The following is a 15,286-nucleotide window of genomic DNA, read 5'->3' on the forward strand; positions in this document are numbered from 1 at the left end:
ATGGCGCGTTACAGTCACGCCCCGATGAATGCACCCTTGATCGAACTGAAAGACGTCAGCCGCCGCCATGATTCCGGCGTGCTGGCCTTGGATGGACTGGACCTGCGCCTGGCGCCGGGCGAGCGCGTGGCCCTGCTGGGCCTGGCGGGCAGCGGCAAGAGCTCGCTGCTGCGCCTGCTGGCCGGCATCGACCGCCCGCTGTCGGGCACCCTGCTGCGTGATGGCGAGCCGCTGCGCGCTGCGCAGGCCGATGCGGCCTTCGTGTTCTCGTCGCCGGCGCTGATGCCTTGGGCCAGCGCGTCGGTCAACGTGGAGCTGCCGCTGCGCCTGCAGGGCTCGGCCGCACCGGTGGACACGCGCGAGCAGCGCGCCCGTGAGGCCCTGGCCGCGATGGGCCTGGAAGCCCTGGCCGACGTGCTGCCCAAGGCCCTGGACGAGTCGCAGCGCATGGGCGTGGCCCTGGCCCGTGCCTGGGTGGTGCAGCCGGCGCTGCTGCTGCTGGACGACTGGCTGAGCCAGGTCTCGCCGGCCGCGCGTCCTGGCCTGCGCCAGGTGCTGGCCGAGGCCTCGCGCAGTGCCGCCGCACCCACCTGCGTGCTGGCCACGCGCGATGTCGACGAGGCGCTGCTGCACGCCAGCCGCGTGCTGGTGCTGGGCGGCCGCCCGGGCCGCGTGCTGGACGAGCTGCGCCTGGACAACGCCGTCCCGCGCGAGCCGGCCTGGCTCGAGACGCCCGCCGGTCAGCGCGCCCGCAAGCGCCTGCTGGAAGCGCTCAGCAGCGCCGAAGCCACCGCCTGAGTCCGGCTTCGATCCCCTGCGCGGCCCGCCAGAAAAAAGGGCCCCGCGGGATCGCCGCGAGGCCCGGGGTGCCGCTTGCGCGGCGTTTCACACGGATGTGCGTGAACCGGTGCTGATCCCGTGAGGGATCACTTGAACTTGTACTGGGCGCTCAGGTAGACGAAGCGGCCGCGCGGGTCGGTGTAGCTCGGGTCGTAGCCCGAGATGAAGAAGTAGGCCTGCTGCGAGAACGGCGGCGCGGTGTCGAACAGGTTGCGCACGCCGGCGCGCAGCGTCAGGGCGTTGTTGAACTCCCAGGCGCCCGAGAGGTTCCACAGCGAGTACTCCGACACGCGGCGGTCCGGCTTGCCGACGATGGCCTGGTCCTGGTAGCCCGACAGGTAGTTGTTCGACAGGCTGGCCGAGAACGCGCCCTGCGACCAGTCCACCGCCAGCGTATGGCGCCAGCGCTGCACCACGCCGTCGTTGATGAAGCGGCCCAGGTTGCTGACGTAGGGGTCGCCATCGCCGGTCTGCGACTTGGACTGCAGCGTCAGCGTGCCGTTGAGCGACACGCCCAGCTCGCCGATCGGGCTCTTGATCCGGGTGACGGCCACGCCCAGGTCGATGCCCGAGATCTTCTGCTTGCCGCGGTTCTGCTTGATCAGGTCGATCGCCTCGATCACCTGGTCGCTGTCGCGGTGCACCAGCGAGCCGTACTTGGCCAGGTTGCCCAGGATCACGTCCACGCCCAGCGTGCTGATCAGGTCGCTCTTCTGGATGTTCCAGTAGTCGACGCTGACGCTCAGGCCGCGGCGCGGCTCGAACACGCCGCCCAGCGAGAACTGGCGCGACTTCTCGGGCTTGAGCTTGGGGTTGCTGTAGTTCAGCGTGGTCCAGATGTCCGAGCAGTCGGTGGGCGTGGCGTCCGGGTCGAGCTGCATGCACAGCGGATCGACCAGCGTGGCCGACGACCCCTCGGTGACCGGCCGGTAGAGGTCGGTCATGCTGGGCGCGCGGAAGCCCTTGCCCACCGAGGCGCGCAGCAGCAGCTCGCTCATCGGCACGAACTTCATGCCCAGCTTCGGGCTCAGGGCACCGCCCGAGACCTGGTACTTCTCGTAGCGCATCGCGCCGGTCAGCTCCAGCTGCCGGGTGATGGGCGCCGACACCTCGCCGAACACCGCCGCCACCTTGCGCGAGCGGCCGAAATCGGCGCCCGGGCCCTGCGAGGTCTCGCCCAGGATCAGGTCGTCGGCCAGCGCCTGCGACTGGTGGTAGTCCTGCTTCTCGCGCCGGAATTCGCTGCCCACGGCCACCGCCAGATCGCCGCCGTCGAGCTTCATCAGCCCCCGCGAGGCCTTGACGTCCAGGCTGGTCATGGCGCCGGTGGCGCGGCGCACCTCGCCGCGGATCTGCGCGGCTTCGAACATCGCCAGGCCAGCCGCGGTCTGCGTACCGAAGGGGTTGAGCGTGCCGTCGGCAAAGCCGTCGCGGATCGTCTGCTCGTTCAGGTAGCCCTGGTAGTCGCGGTCAGACACCTTGCTGGTGCTGTGGTTCACCGCCCATTCATAGTCCCAGCCGGCCAGCACACCGTTGGTGCCGGCCAGGACGCGCTGGGTGGTGGAGACCAGCTCGCTGGTGCGCAGGCCGGCATCGACCAGGCGGGTGCGCACGGTGATGATGCGGTCCTCGTCATCGGCCGCCAGCGCGTTCAGCGAGGAGAAGGCCAGGAACGGGATCTTGCCGACGTCGATGTCGGCGTCGATCCGGTTGGGCGTGCCGCTGTAGAGCGTGCGGGCGCGGGCCAGCGAGACTTCGGCAAAGCCCTGGTGACCGCCGCCCAGGTCGAGCACGCCGCGGCCGAACACGCTGGACTTGGTCGACTCGGGGTAGAGCTCGATGTCGCGCATGTAGTCGAAGGTGCAGCCATCGACGCCGCCGATGCCCTCGGGCAGGTAGAGGTTGGCCGGCGGGTTGCAGCCTGTGGCCGCCGAGGGGTTGGCGCGCTTGGTCGAGATCAGGTCCACGCCATTGGGCTTCCAGCCGTCGCTGGCCAGCGTGTCGCGCTGCGAGCTGCTGAGGACCAGGTTGCCGGGGAAGGTGGCGCTGGAGAGCAGGTCGGGCAGGCGCTGCGGGATCTGCAGGTCGGAGATGAAGCGGCGGTTCAGCGCGTTGAGCTTGCTGGTCTTCTGCAGGTCGGCCACGGCCATCAGGTTGTAGCCGTCGCGGCCGAGGTCGCCCAGGCCGCCGGCCAGCGTCACGCTGCGCTTGTTGCCGCCGCCGCCCTCGGTGGTGTTGCCCACCTGGGCGCGCAGCTCCAGGCCGTTGAAGTCCTTGCGGGTGATGAAGTTGATCACGCCGCCGATCGCATCCGAGCCGTACAGTGAGGAGGCGCCGTCGAGCAGCACCTCGACGCGCTCGATCGCGGCCGCGGGAATCGCGTTCAGGTCGACACCGGCGGCATCGCCGGGCGAGGCGAAGTTGGCCATGCGCCGGCCATTGAGCAGCACCAGCGTCGACGAGACGCCCAGGCCGCGCAGGTTGGCGCCGTTGAAGCCCATCTGGTCGCGGAAGCCGCCGTAGGCCACGCTGCCGCCATCGGTCAGGTTGGCGGCGGTGGCGCTCAGGCGCGAGATCAGCTCGGCCGCGGTGGTCACGCCGGTCTTGTCGATCTCCTCGCGGGTGATGACCTGCACCGGCAGCGCCGTCTCGCCGTCGATGCGCTTGATCGCCGAGCCGGTGATCTCCACCCGCTGCGGCGCGGCGGTCTGGGCCAGCGCGGGCAGGGCCAGGCTCAGCGCCAAGGCGCTGGCCGACAGGGCGAACGGGAAGGCGCGGGCGGCGGGGCGGCGGCGTTCGGCAGGGGTCATCGGGGGCTCCGTGGGCGGGATGGAGGGCTGCCGGCAGTCTAGGAAGCGCCGGCGGGGCATTCACTGAAGCGACACATTGTGGTCGCGCTGGCGCAACTTGCGGTCGCATCGACGCAAGAGCGGGGCACGCGTGCCCGCCTTGTTTGCGTCGAAGCGACATCTTCTGTTGTGATTGCGCTGACCCGGGTCGCTCCCCAGGGCGGGCGGCGCGCCGCGGTGCCAAGATCGCGCCTCGGGCCGGCCGTCGCCAGGCTGGCCGCTGCCATTTCAGGGACATGAACCATCGCGCCATGAGTCATCTTTTCCTCCGCCGCCGGCTCGCCGCCGTGCTGCTGGCCCTGGCCCCGACCTGGGCCCTGGCCCAGCTGGCGCCGCCCGAACCGGCCGACGCCGCCGCCTCGGCCCCGCTGACGGCCGGCGTGCCAGCCCCGGGCGCGGTCACCGACGGCCCGATCAAGGGCTATGCGGTGGTCATCGGCGGTGCCCTCAAGGGCGACAACGAGGACGTCTGGCGCCGCCTGGTGGAACTGTCCGGCGGCAAGGGCTCGCGCTGGGTGGTCTTCGGCACCGCCTCGCAGACGCCCGACAAGACCGCCCGGCGCCTGGCCGACCTGCTGGAGCTGCGCGGCGCCACCGCCGAGATCGTGCCCGTGGCCCCGCAGCTGAAGTGGGTCGACCTGGAGAAGGCGGTGCGCGACCCGTCACTGCTGGAGCTGGTCAACAACGCCCAGGGCATTTTCTTCAGCGGCGGCGCCCAGGAGCGCATCATCGACACCTTCAGCCCGGGCGGGCGGCCCACGCCGATGCTCAAGGCGATCTGGGGCGTCTACCAGCGCGGCGGCGTGATCGCCGGCACCTCGGCCGGTGCGGCGGTGATGAGCACCGTGATGTTTCGCGACGCGCTGAGCGTGATCAACGTGATGAAGGGCCAGCTGCGCGACGGCAAGGAGGTCGACCGCGGCCTGGGCTTCGTCGGCCCCAACCTGTTCGTCGACCAGCACTTCCTCAAGCGCGGGCGCTTCGGCCGCATGCTGCCGCTGATGATGGCGCGCGGCTACAAGCTGGGTCTGGGCATCGACGAGAACTCCGCCGCGGTGGTGCAGGGCGACATGGTCGAGGTCATCGGCGCCAAGGGCGCGCTGCTGGTGGACCTGCGCGAGGCCCGCACCGACGCCAAGCTCGGCGCCTTCAATGTGCAGAACGCGCGCCTGACCTACCTGGACCGCGGCGACCGCTACGACCTGGGCCTGCACAAGATCCTGCCCTCGGCGCGCAAGCTGCGCGGCCAGCGGCTGCAGGCCGGCACGCCCGACTTCAAGCCGGAGTTCCTGCGCGAGGCCTACTACACCGACATGCTCGGCGACTCCACCATCTACAACGCGATGGCCGAGCTGATCGACAGCCGGCAGGCCGAGGCCCGCGGCCTGGCCTTCGACCCCAAGGCCGCGCCCAGCGAGGCCGTGGCCGACCTGGGTTTCTCGTTCCGCCTGTACAAGGGCAAGGACAGCGTCGGCTGGTACTCTGACGAGCTGGGCGCGGACGAGTACACCGTCGCCAGCCTGTACCTGGACATCGCCCCCGTGCGCATCGCCCGACCGATGTTCACCCCCTGGACCCCGCGTTGAACGGAGACCCCTCGATGACCCGCCGTCCCCTGATCGCCCTGCTGGCCCTGCTGGCCAGCCTCACCCTGACCGCCCACGCCCAGGCGCCCGACTGGAAAAAGGTGCGCATCGGCGTCGAGGGCGCCTACCCGCCGTTCTCGGAGGTGGGCACGGACGGCAAGTTGAAGGGTTTCGACATCGACATCGCGATGGCCCTGTGCGCCGAAATGAAGGCCGAATGCGTGCTGGTGCAGCAGGACTGGGACGGCATGATCCCGTCGCTGCAGGCGCGCAAGTTCGACGCCATCATCGCCTCGATGGCGATCACGCCCGAACGCCAGAAGCAGGTCAACTTCAGCAACAAGTACTACAACACGCCGCCGGCCTTCATCGGCAAGGGCGCGCCGCGCGACATCTCGCCCGCGGCGATGAAGGGCAAGAAGATCGGCGTGCAGCGCACCACCAGCCACGACCGCTACGCCACCAAGTACTACGCCGGCAGCGAGATCGTGCGCTACGCCAAGCAGGACGACATCTTCCTGGACCTGGCCGCGGGCCGGCTCGACGCCACGCTGTGCGACCAGGTCGCGGGCAGCGAAGGCTTCCTGAAGAAGCCCGCCGGCAAGGGCTTCGCGGTGCTGGGCAACCCGGTGGACGACCCCGAGATCTTCGGCACCGGCTCGGGCATCGCGATGCGCAAGGCCGACACCGCGCTGCTCGACAAGTTCAATGCGGCCATCGCCGCGGTGCGCGCCAACGGCACCTACAAGAAGCTCCAGGACAAGTACTTCGACTTCGACATCTACGGCAAGTAAGCGCTGATGCTGTACGGCTACGGCGCCAGCCTGCTGCAGGGCGCGCTGCTGTCGCTGGCGGTGGCCCTGGGCAGCCTGGGCATCGCCTTCCTGCTGGGGCTGGCCGGCGCGCTGGCCAGCCTGGCGCGCTCGCGCCTGTTGAACGCGCTGGCGCTGGCCTACACCACGCTGATCCGCGGCGTGCCCGATCTGGTGCTGATGCTGCTGGTCTTCTATGGCGGCCAGATGGCCGTCAATGCGCTGGGTGAGCGCCTGGGCTGGGACTATGTCGACATCGACCCCTTCGTGGCCGGCGTGCTGACCATCGGCTTCGTCTTCGGCGCCTACCTGGCCGAGGTGCTGCGCGGCGCCTTCCTGGCGGTCCCGCCGGGTCAGCGCGAGGCGGCGCTGGCCTTCGGCATGACCCGCGGCCAGGTGCTGCGCCGGGTGGTCGGTCCGCAGATGCTGCGCCATGCGCTGCCGGGCCTGTCGAACAACTGGCTGGTGATGATCAAGAGCACCTCCATCGTCTCGGTGATCGGCCTGCACGACATGATGGCGCGCGCCGGTCAGGCGGCGGGCGCCACGCGCGAGCCCTTCGTCTTCTACCTGGCCGTGGCCGGGCTGTACCTGCTGTTCACCAGTGCCTCGGAGCTGGGCTTTGCCTGGCTGTCGCGGCGCCTGTCGATCGGCGTGCGGCGGGTGAGCCTGTGATGCTGGACTGGGGCGTCATCGCCGACAGCCTGCCGCTGTATGCCAGCGGCGCGGTGGTCACCGTGCAGCTGCTGGTGCTGGCGCTGGCCGCCGGCCTGGCCGTTGCGCTGCCGCTGGCCATGCTGCGCAGCCTGTCCAACCCCTGGCTGAGCAAGCCGGTGTGGCTCTACACCTACGTCATCCGCGGCACGCCGATGCTGGTGCAGCTGTTCCTGCTGTACTACGGGCTGGCGCAGTTCGAGTGGGTGCGCCAGAGCGCCGCCTGGCCGCTGCTGTCCTCGGCCTGGTTCTGCGCCATCGCCGCCTTCGCCCTCAACACCTGCGCCTACACCACCGAGATCCTGCACGGCGCGATGAAGGCGGTGCCCGCCGGCGAGGTCGAGGCCGCGCGCGCGCTGGGCATGGGCCGCTGGCTGACGCTGCGCCGCATCGTGCTGCCGCAGGCCTTCCGCCGCGCGCTGCCAGCCTATGGCAACGAGGTGGTGCTGATGCTGCACGGCACCTCGCTGGCCAGCGTGGTCACGATCGCCGACCTCACCGGTGCCGCGCGCGAGGTCAACTCGGTCCACTACCTGCCTTTCGAGGCCTTCCTCACCGCCGCCGTGTTCTACCTGGCGATCACGGCGGTGCTGGTGACGATCTTCCGCGCCGCCGAGCGGCGCTGGCTGCAGCCCATGGGCGCCCGCTGACGATGAGAACCCAACACCACACTCTGCTGGCTGCCACCCCCGGCACCCGCCACGAACTGGTCAGCCTGCACTACGGCACGCCGGGCGGCCGCAAGGTCTACATCCAGGGCGCGCTGCACGCCGACGAGGTGCCGGGCCTGCTGGTGGCCCACCACCTGCGCGGCCTGCTGGCCACGGCCGAGGCCGAAGGCCGGCTGCTGGGCGAGGTGGTGCTGGTGCCCGCCGCCAACCCGCTGGGCCTGCGCCAGTGGCATCTGCGTGGCTACCAGGGCCGCTTCGAGTTCACCAGCGGTGAGAACTTCAACCGCCACTTCGCCGACCTCAGCGAGCCCGCGCTGGCCCGTGTGCAGGACCGCCTGGGGCCGGACGCCGCCACCAACGTTGCGCTGGTGCGCGCCGCGCTGCGCGAGGCCGCCGCCGAACTGAGCGCCACCACGCCGCTGGAGGACCTGCGCCGCCTGCTGCTGGGCCTGGCGATCGACGCCGAGCTGGTGCTGGACCTGCACTCCGACGGTGAAGGCCTGCTGCACATCTACACCACGCCCGCCACCTGGGACCAGGCCGAGCTGCTGGTGCGCTGCATCGATGCCCGCGTGGCGCTGATCGCCGAGCGCTCGGGCGGCGACCCGTTTGATGAAGCCTGCTCGATGGTCTGGCCGCAGATCGCGGCGCGTCTGCCCGCGGGCACTCCGCTGCCGCCGTCCTGCCTGGCCGCCACGATCGAGCTGCGCGGCGAGGGCGATGTGCGCCACGAGCTGGCCGCGCAGGACGCCGCCGGCATCCTGCGCCTGCTGGTGGCGCGCGGCATCGTGCGCGACGACGCCGCGGCCGACATCCCGCCGCTGCGCTGCCAGCCCACGCCGCTGGCCGGCTCGATCCCGCTGGTGGCGCCGCATGGCGGCATGGTGGTGTTCCTGAAGGAGCCCGGCGCCGAAGTGGTCGAGGGCGAACCCATCGTCGACGTCATCGACCCGATCACCGGCCAGGTCAGCACGCTGGGCGCCGGCACCACGGGCCTGTTCTTCGCCCGCGAGAACCGCCGCTTCGCGGTGGCCGGCATGGCGCTGGGCAAGGTGGCCGGCGTGGACGCGCGGCGCAGCGGCTCGCTGCTGTCGGTGTGAGGGCGCTGCCATGAGTGCACACCTGGGCCTGACGGTCGACAACCTGCACAAGCGCTTCGGTGAGCGCGAGGTGCTGCGCGGCGTCTCGCTCAGCGCGAAGCCCGGTGACGTGGTGGCCATCATCGGCTCCAGCGGCTCGGGCAAGAGCACGCTGCTGCGCTGCCTGAACCTGCTGGAGCAGCCGTTTGAGGGCACGCTGCGCCTGGGCGATGAAACCCTGGCCCTGAAGCGCGACCGCGACGGCAGCCTGACGGCTTCGGACGATGCCCAGCTGCGCCGCTGGCGCGCCCGCCTGGCCTTCGTCTTCCAGAGCTTCAACCTGTGGCAGCACCGCACGGTGCTGGAGAACGTCATCGAGGCGCCGATCCATGTGCTGGGCCAGCCGCGCGCCCAGGCGGTGGAACGCGGCGAGCAGCTGCTGGCGCGCGTGGGCCTGTCGCACCGTCTGCAGGTCTACCCGGCGCAGCTGTCGGGCGGCGAGCAGCAGCGCGTGGCGATTGCCCGCGCGCTGGCGGTGGACCCCGAGGTGATGCTGTTCGACGAGCCCACCTCGGCCCTTGACCCCGAGCTGGTGGGCGAGGTGCTGAAGGTGATGCGCGAACTCGCCGCCGAGGGCCGCACCATGCTGGTGGTCACGCACGAGATGGAGTTCGCCCGCGAGGTGGCCAGCCACGCGATCTTCCTGCACCAGGGCCTGATCGAGGAACAGGGCGTGCCGCGCGAGGTGCTGGTGCGCCCGCGCAGCGAACGGCTGCGCCAGTTCCTCAGCGGGGGACTGAAGTGATGCAGCCACGGGGCCCGTTGGCATGAGCTCGGCCCGCGTCGGCTGCCTGCTGCTGCCGGGCTTCTCGCTGGGCACGCTGGCGGGCGTGATCGATCCGCTGGCGCAGGCGGCGGCGCTGCAGCCGGGCCGCATGCCCGAGCCGGTGATGCTCTCGCTGGATGGCCGGCCGGTGCGCGCCGGCGCGGGCGCGTGGGTGGTCTGCACCGAGCTGCGTGCCGCGCCGCCGCTGCAGCTGGCCATGGTGGTGAGCGACCTGCCCTGGCACGAACAGGATCCCCTGGGCCCGGCGGTGCTGCTGTGGCTGCGCGAGCAGGCCGCGGCCGGTGCCTGCCTGGGCGGCGTGGGCACCGGTGCCGCCTGGCTGGCCGAGGCCGGTCTGCTGCAGGGCCACCGCGCCACGCTGCACTGGCCGCACCTGGCGGCGCTGGCCGAGCGCCACCCGGGGGTGGTGCTGTCGCAGCAGCGCTTCGAGATTGACCGCCAGCGCCTGAGCAGCGCCGGTGGCGAGGCCGCCCGCGACCTGATGATCGCCTGGCTGGGTCACCACCATGGCGATCGGCTGGCGCAGGAGCTGGCCGCGCACGCCGGCCTGCCTGGTCCGCGCCCGGCGGACGAGCGCCAGCGCGTGCCCGGCAGCGGCCGCGGCGGCGCCGGCTCGGCCAAGCTGGCCGAGGCGCTGGCGCTGATGGAGGCCAACCTGTCCGAGCCGCTGCCCACCGAAGACATCGCGCGCCTGGTGGGCGTGTCGCGCCGCCACCTTGAGCGGCTGTTCCGCCAGCACCTGGACGCGCTGCCCTCGCGCTGGTACCTGGGGCTGCGCCTGGAGCGCGCCCAGGCCCTGCTGCGCCAGACGCCGCAGTCGATCCTGCAGATCGGCCTGGCCTGCGGCTTTGCCAGCGGGCCGCATTTCTCCAACGCCTACCGCGCCCACTTCGGCCGCACGCCGCGCGATGAGCGCGGCCTGCGCGCCCAGGCCTGGCGCGACGCCGCTGCCACCGAGCCCGCGCCCGGCAACGCGGCCCGCGACGAGCGCAGCGCCTGAGCATGGCCGACGCCCCGCGCTACTTGCTGCGGCCGGCCGCCCTGGCCGACCTGCCGGGCCTGGAGCGCCTGGCCGGTGCCAGCGCGATCGGCATCAGCTCGCTGCCGGCCGACCGCGAGGCCCTGCGCGAGCGCATCGTCCGTTCGCAGCGCAGCTTCGCCGATGGCGACGAGCCGGATGCCCACTACCTCTTCGTGCTGGAAGACCGTCAGCAGGCCGGGGCGCTGGTGGGCACCGGCGGCATCGCGGCGCGTGCGGGGGCTGGCGATCGCTTCTACAGCTACCGCAATGAATTCACGGTGCACGCCAGCCCGGCGCTGGGGGTGCGCAACCGCATCCACACGCTGCACCTGTGCCACGACCTGACCGGCGCCACGGTGCTCACCGGCTTTCACATCGATCCGGCCCACGAGGACGGCCCCGGCGCCCAGCTGCTGTCGCGCGGGCGCTTGCTGTTCATCGCCAGCTTCCCCGAGCGCTTCACCGACCGCATCGTCTCGGAGCACCCGGGCCTGGCCGACGAGTCGGGCGCCTGCCCGTTCTGGGACGCGGTGGGCCGGCGCTTCTTCCACCTCGACTACCCGGCCGCCGAGCGCCTGGCCAGCGGCCAGGGCCGCGCCTTCCTGGCCGAGCTGCTGCCGCAGTCGCCGATCTACGTGCCGCTGCTGGACGAGGCCACGCAGTGGGCGCTGGGCCAGCTCCACCCGGTGGCCGAGCGGCCCTTCTCGATCCTGCTGGACGAGGGCTTTGACGCCGACACCTGGCTCAACGTCTTCGACGGCGGCCCGACGATGGAGGCCCGGCTGCCGATGCTCAAGACCGCGCGCCGTCTGCGCAGCGTGGGCGTGCTGCCGCCCGCCCCGCGCGCTGCGCGCGGCGGCCACGCCACGCACCTGGCCGCCGGTCGGCGGCTGCAGCACTGGCGCGCCACGCTGCTGGCGCTGGACGCCACCGCGCCCGCGGTGGCGCTGCGCGACGACGAAGCCGCCTTGCTGGGCCTGGCCGTGGGCGACAGCCTCTGCGTGGCCGCGCTGGACGGCCCGGACGGCACCTGACGATGCGCTGGACCGTCCGCCCCGTGCAAGCGGCCGACCTGTCGGCGCTGCGCCCCTGGCTGCCCGCCCAGGCCGACACCATGCTGCCGCGCCCGGACGCCGCCGCCGCCTGGCTGCTGGCCGAAGGCGCCCAGGGCCCGGCCGCCTGTCTGCGCGTGCGCGGCCCGATCGGCCTGCAGCGGCCGCGCCACTGGTACCACGTGGGCTGTGTGGTGCATGCGGCGCCCGAGCTGTCGCTGTTCCACCGCCAGCACACCCTGCTGCTGGGCAACGACCACACCGGCGCCAGCGAGCTGGCCGAGCGCGCGCATGCGCCGGGCCTGGACGCGGCCGCCCAGGCCTCGGCCTGGCGCGCCCTGCTGGACGCCGCCCGCGAGCACCTGCAGGCCACCCGCGCGCTGCAGGGCGGCAGGGTGATCGCCGAACTGCCCGGCCTGCGCGACGCCCAGGGCCGCTCGCCGTTCTGGCAAGGCCTGGGCCGCCATTTCCACGCTGGCGACCCCGACGCCGTGCTGCAGCGCCTGGGTCTGGACGGCCGAGCCCAGCTGGCCGCCCTGATGCCGCGGCAGGTGGTCTATGCCTCCTTCCTGAGCCCCGCCGCGCAGGCGGCCATGGCCCAGGCCGCGCCCGCGGCCCGCGTGTGGATGGACACGCTGGCCGACGCGGGCTTCCGCTACAGCCACCACATCGACATCGTCGACGGCGGCCCGGTCTTCGAAACCCACCTGGACAGCTGGTGCGCCCGGCGCTGAAGAGCATGGACGACTGGGACCTGCCCCGCCCCTTCCTGCTGCGCGTGGCGCCTGAGCCCGGCGACATCGACGGCCTGGACCACACCAACAACGCCGTCTACCTGCGCTGGTGCGAGCAGGCCGGCTGGGCCCACTCCGAGGCCCTGGGCCTGTCGATCGCCGATTACCGCCGCCTGGACCGCGCCATGGCCATTCACCGCGGCGAGTACGACTACCTGCTGCCCACCCAGCTGGGCGACGCGCTGGAACTGGCCACCTGGCTGCTGTCCGGCGACGGCCGCCTGCGCATGGAGCGCCGCTTCCAGCTGCGCCGCCTGCGCGACGGCGCCACCGTCCTGCGCGGCCGCTGGCAACTGGTCTGCATCGAAATCAGCAGCGGCCAGGCGCGCCGCATGCCACCGGAGTTCTGCGCGGTGTATCTGCCCGCGGCAGTGACCGCCTCGGGCTGAAGTCTGGTTTCTGCCCACAGCGGCCGTAGGCCGCTGTGGGCCAAGGCCCCGAACGTTGGGCTCCCCCGAGCCCCCCTCCAAGAGGGTGGCTCCAGTCAGAACCACAAAAGGTGGTGCGCCAAGCGTGCCAGTGCCACGCCGGCCGGCAGGCCGGCCCGAAGCTCATGCTGGAGCCCCCTTCTTGGAGGGGGGCTGGGGGGAGCTCAACGGAATAGGGCTCTGCCCACAGCGGCCTGCGGCCGCTGTGGGCAGGAACCAGAACAAAAAAAAGGCGACCGACTGGTCGCCTGATTCCCAACGGGCGCGCCGGCTTGTGGCCGGTGCGCCGGTGTGCTTCTTGGAGCCTGGATCAGAAACGCATGCCCACGCCAACGCTGACCAGCAGCGGGTCGACCTTGAAGGTACCGACCTTGGTGCCGGCCGACAGGACGTCGGTCTTGATCTGGACCTTCTTGACGTCCACGTTCAGCAGCCAGCCGCCGCCCAGCGCGTAGTCGGCGCCGACCTGGGCCGCCAGACCGTAGCTGTTGCGCTTGAGGTTCAGGCTCAGCGCCGCGACGGCCGGATCCCACTTCACGTCGGAGATGTTGGTGTAGTTCACGCCGGCACCGACGTAGGGACGCAGCGCGCCCAGGTCGGTGAAGTGGTACTGGGCGGTCAGGGTCGGCGGCAGGTGCTTGAAGCTGCCGATCTTGCCCACGCCGCTGAGCGACAGGTCCTGGCTCTGCGGGTAGGTCAGGATCAGCTCGGCCGCGATGTTCGGCGTGAAGAAGTAGCTGATGTCCAGCTCGGGCAGCCACTTGTTGTTGATCGACGCCACGGTGCCCGGGGCGACGACGGCGGCCAGCGTGCCCTTGAGCACGCTGTCATTGGTGTTGGCCGAATCCAGATGCGTCGCGCGCACGCGGACGATCCAGTTGCCGCTGTCCTGGGCGGCGGCGAATTGCGGGGCGGCCAGAGCGGCCAGGGTGGCGACAGCGATCAGCGACTTGCGCATGGAGGAACTCCTTCTTCGTTGCATTGACTTGAAAACAACCGGACCGCGCTGGTGCGGCGGATGGGGTCATTGCAACGTCTGGTGACCAGGTCGAGTTTGCTGTCGCGCAAACTGCCGGCCGCGGTCCCGGCCAGCCCGGGCGGCCACCTGACCTTGGTCAAACTCGCGCCGCGAGGCTGATGCGTTCGCGCAACAGTGCCCGGCGACCGCTCCCCCCATGCTCGAAGTCCGCGCGGCCATGGTGCGGCGCGGCCGTTCTCGCTAAGCTCGCTCGCCAGGCCAGCCGTCCGGCGGGCCTGGAGCAACAGGAGTTGTCTGTGATGTCGATGGACCTCGCCCCCCGCCTGGCAGCCGCCGCTGCCGCCGCCGTCCTGCTCGGCCAGACGCCGCTGGCCTCGGCCTGTACCGTGCAGCGCCTGCACCTGATGACGCCCTCGGTGAGCGAGCCGGCGCAGGTCGGCATGGTGGGCCACGTCGACAACGGCACCAAGACGGATGGGGGCAGCTACCGGGCCGAGCTGGTCGTGACCCAGGCCCTGGTGGACGACATCGCCGCCAGCATTGCCGGCGGCTGCAGCCAGTGGATCCACCATGCCGGGGGCGGCAACATCGTCCTGATGGGCATCGCCAGCGGCAGCTACTCGGCCAAGAACCAGTTGCAGTGGATTCCAGCCAGCACCGGCCTGAAGCAGAAGATGCACACCTGGCGCGACAGCGCGGCGGGTGACACCGGGGGCTTCGTCACCCACCCGCACGACGCCGAACTGAAGAAGAAGCAGATGCGCGCCCTGGTGGCGGGCGATGTGCTGCGCCTGACCGGCAAGGCCCAGGCCAGCGGCACCATCATCGATGGCTGGGTGGCCGACCAGGTGCAGTCGCTCTACAACTGGGCGGGCACCACGCCCTACATCGAGGTGTGGATTCCCTGAGGGCTGACGGACGCCGGCGTTCTCTGTTGTTTAACGATGAATGGAGGCTCTTGATGCATGCGGATCCAATACGGTCTGGGCACCGTTGTTCGTGGCCCCCGGCCCGCCAGGTGGCTGCGGCGGTCATCGTGGGCCTGGCGTGCAGCGCCGCGAGCGCCTGCACCCGGTCCCGCACCCACTGGATGGAACTCAAGGTCAAGGATCTCGCCTTGTTGCGGATGGCTGGTGATGTCGACGGTGGTACATCACGCTCACTGGCGGCAGACTTTCGCGCCGAGTCGGTGATGGTGGCCGGTTCGCAACTGTGGGCCGACCTCCGAGCCAGTTTGGCGGGTGGTTGCGAACAGTGGATCGATCGTGGGGCGCCCCATGGCCGCATCGTGCTGACCGGCGCCGCTGATGGCCGCTACACCGCGCGGTCCAGCGTGGTGCTCATTCCAGCCGCCACTGGCGACAAGGTGAAGTTGACCAGCGGCTGGGAAGAACAGGCGATCGGCGACACCGGTGGCAACGTGTACTACCAGGACATCGTGCCACTCAAGAAGAAACCGATGAGGAGCCTCGCCGAGGGCGACCGTATCCGCATCACGACCAACATCACCCTGGAAGGCGTGATGATCGGCAACACAGCCGCTGACCAGCTTGAGGTGTTTTTCGAACCCGAATTCCCCTTCGTCACTCTGAGGATGACGCTGCCCTGAGCCGA

The 15,286-nt window shown here is 71.1% G+C and carries 15 protein-coding genes; 13 read left to right on the forward strand and 2 right to left on the reverse strand.

Annotated features, from left to right (window positions below):
- Positions 1-24 precede the first annotated feature (24 nt).
- Entirely contained in the window at positions 25-798 is a 774-nt protein-coding gene (locus KAK07_RS18735) for an ABC transporter ATP-binding protein (protein WP_210851523.1), read from the forward strand.
- 128 nt (positions 799-926) lie between these two features.
- Here KAK07_RS18735 and KAK07_RS18740 read toward each other — a convergent pair whose 3' ends face one another.
- Entirely contained in the window at positions 927-3,650 is a 2,724-nt protein-coding gene (locus tag KAK07_RS18740) for a TonB-dependent receptor (protein WP_210851524.1), read from the reverse strand.
- A gap of 290 nt (positions 3,651-3,940) precedes the next feature.
- On the opposite strand from KAK07_RS18740, the gene KAK07_RS18745 reads away from it, so the two are divergent.
- From KAK07_RS18745 to KAK07_RS18790, 10 genes are read left to right on the forward strand one after another with little or no spacing between them, the layout of a single operon-like run.
- Positions 3,941-5,275 (forward strand): cyanophycinase, encoded by a 1,335-nt coding sequence (locus KAK07_RS18745; RefSeq protein ID WP_210851525.1) that lies wholly within the window; start codon positions 3,941-3,943, stop codon positions 5,273-5,275.
- Positions 5,276-5,289: 14 nt separating this feature from the next.
- Positions 5,290-6,069, forward strand: a complete 780-nt coding sequence (gene aotJ, locus KAK07_RS18750) for an L-arginine-binding protein AotJ (RefSeq protein WP_210862522.1) — start codon at positions 5,290-5,292, stop codon at positions 6,067-6,069.
- Between the two features lie 6 nt (positions 6,070-6,075).
- Positions 6,076-6,762, forward strand: coding sequence for an ABC transporter permease (locus KAK07_RS18755; protein ID WP_210851527.1), 687 nt, complete (start codon positions 6,076-6,078; stop codon positions 6,760-6,762).
- Positions 6,762-7,451 carry an ABC transporter permease gene (locus tag KAK07_RS18760; protein WP_210862523.1) on the forward strand — a complete coding sequence of 230 codons (690 nt, stop codon included), beginning with the start codon at positions 6,762-6,764 and terminating at the stop codon, positions 7,449-7,451. Before KAK07_RS18755 ends, KAK07_RS18760 begins: the two co-directional genes overlap by 1 nt.
- A gap of 2 nt (positions 7,452-7,453) precedes the next feature.
- Entirely contained in the window at positions 7,454-8,572 is a 1,119-nt protein-coding gene (locus KAK07_RS18765) for a succinylglutamate desuccinylase/aspartoacylase family protein (protein WP_210851529.1), read from the forward strand.
- 10 nt (positions 8,573-8,582) lie between these two features.
- Positions 8,583-9,356: an ABC transporter ATP-binding protein gene (locus tag KAK07_RS18770; protein WP_210862526.1), complete on the forward strand. Its 774-nt coding sequence runs from the start codon at positions 8,583-8,585 to the stop codon at positions 9,354-9,356.
- 22 nt (positions 9,357-9,378) lie between these two features.
- Complete coding sequence (locus KAK07_RS18775) at positions 9,379-10,398, forward strand: GlxA family transcriptional regulator (RefSeq protein ID WP_210862528.1); 1,020 nt, start codon at positions 9,379-9,381, stop codon at positions 10,396-10,398.
- 2 nt (positions 10,399-10,400) lie between these two features.
- Positions 10,401-11,453, forward strand: a complete 1,053-nt coding sequence (gene astA / locus KAK07_RS18780) for an arginine N-succinyltransferase (RefSeq protein WP_210851532.1) — start codon at positions 10,401-10,403, stop codon at positions 11,451-11,453.
- A 2-nt stretch (positions 11,454-11,455) separates the two neighbouring features.
- Complete coding sequence (locus tag KAK07_RS18785; protein WP_210862529.1) at positions 11,456-12,205, forward strand: arginine N-succinyltransferase; 750 nt, start codon at positions 11,456-11,458, stop codon at positions 12,203-12,205.
- Positions 12,190-12,654 carry an acyl-CoA thioesterase gene (locus tag KAK07_RS18790; RefSeq protein WP_310740750.1) on the forward strand — a complete coding sequence of 155 codons (465 nt, stop codon included), beginning with the start codon at positions 12,190-12,192 and terminating at the stop codon, positions 12,652-12,654. The genes KAK07_RS18785 and KAK07_RS18790 overlap by 16 nt, the downstream gene beginning before the upstream one ends.
- 349 nt (positions 12,655-13,003) lie before the next feature.
- Here the strand turns inward: KAK07_RS18790 and KAK07_RS18795 are convergent, their stop codons facing one another.
- Positions 13,004-13,651, reverse strand: coding sequence for an OmpW/AlkL family protein (locus KAK07_RS18795; RefSeq protein ID WP_210851534.1), 648 nt, complete (start codon positions 13,649-13,651; stop codon positions 13,004-13,006).
- 326 nt (positions 13,652-13,977) lie between these two features.
- On the opposite strand from KAK07_RS18795, the gene KAK07_RS18800 reads away from it, so the two are divergent.
- On the forward strand, positions 13,978-14,580 hold the full coding sequence (locus tag KAK07_RS18800; RefSeq protein ID WP_210851535.1) for a hypothetical protein: 603 nt from the start codon (positions 13,978-13,980) through the stop codon (positions 14,578-14,580).
- Between the two features lie 182 nt (positions 14,581-14,762).
- The gene (locus KAK07_RS18805; RefSeq protein WP_210862531.1) at positions 14,763-15,281 is read left to right on the forward strand and encodes a hypothetical protein; all 519 of its coding nucleotides are present in this window, start codon (positions 14,763-14,765) and stop codon (positions 15,279-15,281) included.
- Positions 15,282-15,286: the final 5 nt, after the last annotated feature.

Source organism: Ideonella alba (assembly GCF_018069875.1).
Lineage (GTDB): Bacteria > Pseudomonadota > Gammaproteobacteria > Burkholderiales > Burkholderiaceae_C > Ideonella > Ideonella alba.

What these genes read in the sequence shown, in the direction of transcription:
- KAK07_RS18770 (WP_210862526.1), top strand. Translation starts at nt 8,583, where the DNA reads ATGAGTGCACACCTGGGCCTGACGGTCGACAACCTGCACAAGCGCTTC.
- KAK07_RS18805 (WP_210862531.1), top strand. Translation starts at nt 14,763, where the DNA reads ATGGAACTCAAGGTCAAGGATCTCGCCTTGTTGCGGATGGCTGGTGAT.
- KAK07_RS18765 (WP_210851529.1), top strand. Translation starts at nt 7,454, where the DNA reads ATGAGAACCCAACACCACACTCTGCTGGCTGCCACCCCCGGCACCCGC.
- astA (WP_210851532.1), top strand. Translation starts at nt 10,401, where the DNA reads ATGGCCGACGCCCCGCGCTACTTGCTGCGGCCGGCCGCCCTGGCCGAC.
- KAK07_RS18775 (WP_210862528.1), top strand. Translation starts at nt 9,379, where the DNA reads ATGAGCTCGGCCCGCGTCGGCTGCCTGCTGCTGCCGGGCTTCTCGCTG.
- KAK07_RS18735 (WP_210851523.1), top strand. Translation starts at nt 25, where the DNA reads ATGAATGCACCCTTGATCGAACTGAAAGACGTCAGCCGCCGCCATGAT.
- KAK07_RS18785 (WP_210862529.1), top strand. Translation starts at nt 11,456, where the DNA reads ATGCGCTGGACCGTCCGCCCCGTGCAAGCGGCCGACCTGTCGGCGCTG.
- KAK07_RS18755 (WP_210851527.1), top strand. Translation starts at nt 6,076, where the DNA reads ATGCTGTACGGCTACGGCGCCAGCCTGCTGCAGGGCGCGCTGCTGTCG.
- KAK07_RS18795 (WP_210851534.1), bottom strand. Translation starts at nt 13,651, where the DNA reads ATGCGCAAGTCGCTGATCGCTGTCGCCACCCTGGCCGCTCTGGCCGCC.
- KAK07_RS18745 (WP_210851525.1), top strand. Translation starts at nt 3,941, where the DNA reads ATGAGTCATCTTTTCCTCCGCCGCCGGCTCGCCGCCGTGCTGCTGGCC.
- KAK07_RS18760 (WP_210862523.1), top strand. Translation starts at nt 6,762, where the DNA reads ATGCTGGACTGGGGCGTCATCGCCGACAGCCTGCCGCTGTATGCCAGC.
- aotJ (WP_210862522.1), top strand. Translation starts at nt 5,290, where the DNA reads ATGACCCGCCGTCCCCTGATCGCCCTGCTGGCCCTGCTGGCCAGCCTC.
- KAK07_RS18740 (WP_210851524.1), bottom strand. Translation starts at nt 3,650, where the DNA reads ATGACCCCTGCCGAACGCCGCCGCCCCGCCGCCCGCGCCTTCCCGTTC.
- KAK07_RS18800 (WP_210851535.1), top strand. Translation starts at nt 13,978, where the DNA reads ATGGACCTCGCCCCCCGCCTGGCAGCCGCCGCTGCCGCCGCCGTCCTG.